This window comes from methane-oxidizing endosymbiont of Gigantopelta aegis, assembly GCF_016097405.1.
Lineage (GTDB): Bacteria > Pseudomonadota > Gammaproteobacteria > Methylococcales > Methylomonadaceae > Methylomarinum.
On the sequence record NZ_JAEHGD010000009.1, the window covers coordinates 1 to 2,440 of the forward strand.

Genomic DNA, 2,440 nt, shown 5'->3' on the forward strand with positions numbered 1-2,440 from the left:
TAAGGACTGGTGTTATTTTCCAGTACAATCTTGCCGAGGGTGTGGCCCTGATTTAATGTTGTCAATGCCTTTTCCAGGTTCTCGGCATTCAATAGCCCCATGCATTGCTGTAAGGTAGTTTTTAAAATGCCGGCATCTACCAGTTGGGCGACTCGGTTTAACAAGCGGTGTTGCTCAATCATATCATCGGTCTTGAACAAGGGGCGGGTGTACATAAACTCCCCATGCAGTGACAGGCTTTTTTGTTTTAATAAGCCGATGTCGATGTTTTTCGGGTCATCAATCAATCCAAGCTTGCCTTGAGGTGCAAGACAGTCCACTAAATCAGCAAAGTGCGCATCGGTATGGGTCAGGCTAGCGACTAAATCGACACTATCAAAATCCAGTTGTTTAAGCTGTGTGACTAATGACTGTTGATGATTCAATATAAAATCAGCCCCCATCGCTTTAACCCAAGCTTGGCTTTGTTCACGTGAGGCTGTTCCAATCACCGTTAATTCGGTTAAATGATGTGCTAGTTGCGTCAACATAGAGCCGACACCGCCTGCCGCACCGACAATCAATAAACGCCCTATGTTATCTGTGCTGACAGCAAGCCTGTCGAATAACAATTCCCAGGCAGTAATACTCGTGAGTGGCAAAGCAGCCGCTTCAATAAAACTCAATGACTCAGGCTTATGGCCGACAATGCGTTCATCTACGCGGTGAAAATCGCAAAAACAGCCGGGCCTATCGATTGCGCCGGCATAAAAAACTGCATCGCCCGGCTTGAACAAGGTTACCCGCTCCCCCACTTCCTGCACAATACCGGCAGCATCCCAGCCCAAGACTTTAAATTCTCCTGCATCCGGCGTTATCCGCTGGCGGATTTTATTATCCACCGGGTTCACCGCAACGGCTTTTACCTCCACTACCAAATCATGCATGTCAGGAGAAGGCTTGGGTAATTCAATATCGCGAAGAATACGGTCGGCTTGATAGGCAATGGCTTTCATAGTCTGTCCAGGGTGTTGTTGAAACGGGTTTTTTGTAACACATACAGTAGTGGACTGCCAGGGCGGATTCGGGCCGATTCAATGACGTCGATTTGAAGCGGGTCGGAAGACTGGCTTAGCCAATGTTGTATGCTGTGGTATTCCGTATCGCCACCGCTGTGGCCGGGGTAAATCAACAGCGTAATCAGGCCGGTTGGGGCGAGTAGTTGCAGGCTGGCATGCAATGCTTTCAGGGTCGATTCTGCTTGGGTGATGATGCGTTTATCACTGCCGGGAAGATAACCTAGGTTAAAAGTAATCGCCTTAATACGTTGATGGAATTGTGACGGCACAGTTTCGGCAAGATGCTGATGGCCGGTGCAATACAGGCTGACTTTGTCCGTTAAGCCTTCATCATGGATACGTTTTCGTGTATTTTCTATCGCTTGTTTTTGGATGTCGAAAGCAAACACATGGGCGGCGTGTCGGGCTAGGAAAACGCTGTCATGGCCATTGCCACAGGTGGCGTCGATGGCGTAATCTTCCGGCATTAAATGGGCGCGAATGATTTGATGCACTTGTTGTGTTAAGGATAAGGGTTTAGTCATAGCGGCGAATATCGCAGTCTGGGGGCAAGGGCGTGTTGTGTAACAAATGGCGAATGAAGAACTGGCTGTAATAAGGAATCTGTAAACTGCCCTTAGCGCCAAAGCCATTAAAAATATAAAGGTTTTTATGCACAGGATGATGGCCTATAAAGGGCTTCCTGTCGGCTGTAGTGGGCCGTATTCCGGCCTGGTGCTGATGGATTTCAGCTTTTGTTGCGGCAGCGGGGTAAACACGTTTTAAGCTGGCCAGAAGCTGGTTCTTGACGATTGCTGTGGTGTGGGTGTCGCGTGTTTCGCGGTCAAAGCTGGCGCCTGTTTTAAAATGCTGGTTGTCCAGTGGTATAAACCAATGGCCATAATTGAGTAGTGTGTCGATTAAAGGAACCGGGCTGAAAGCGGTCAGAATTTCACCTTTGACTGGTTTTAACGGCAAATAGTTAAACCAGGGATTTTCCAGATTTTCATGGCCTTGGCAAAAAATAAGGCGTTTAACGGTTTGGCCGCGCCATTTTAAAGGTGTAGACAAGTTTAAAGCAGTCGGGTTAAAGCGGCTGTTTATCAGCGCGCCCTGCTGCTTAAACCATTGTCTTAAGTTGGCTAATAATGGAACGGTGGTTAAATAGGCGGTTTGTTGCTGTTGTAAGAACCCAAACGGACTATGAAGACCAGCATAATGCATCTGAATACTGGATAAAAAGCGTTGGTATTGTGGGTCATGGCAACGCTTTTCGGCAATTTTTCGCTCTTTTTCATCAGATAATAGGCGTAGCATAGGTTTTTCGATGAAAAAGGGCTGACCAAAAAACTGGGCTAGTTGACGGTAAAAATAGCGCGCTAGACGCAGTTGTTTTTCGGTAT

The 2,440-nt window shown here is 47.3% G+C and carries 3 protein-coding genes; all 3 read right to left on the reverse strand.

From position 1 onward, the window contains the following. The coding region (locus JEU20_RS14705; RefSeq protein ID WP_198246665.1) for a zinc-binding alcohol dehydrogenase family protein at positions 1 to 995 on the reverse strand (995 nt) is incomplete at its 3' end. After that, positions 992 to 1,582, reverse strand: coding sequence for a tRNA 5-(aminomethyl)-2-thiouridylate-methyltransferase MnmM (mnmM, locus tag JEU20_RS14710; protein ID WP_198246666.1), 591 nt, complete (start codon positions 1,580 to 1,582; stop codon positions 992 to 994). The genes mnmM and JEU20_RS14705, both read right to left, overlap by 4 nt. Beyond that, a partial coding sequence (locus JEU20_RS14715) for an NAD(P)/FAD-dependent oxidoreductase (RefSeq protein WP_198246895.1) occupies positions 1,575 to 2,440 on the reverse strand: 866 nt, incomplete at its 5' end. The genes mnmM and JEU20_RS14715, both read right to left, overlap by 8 nt.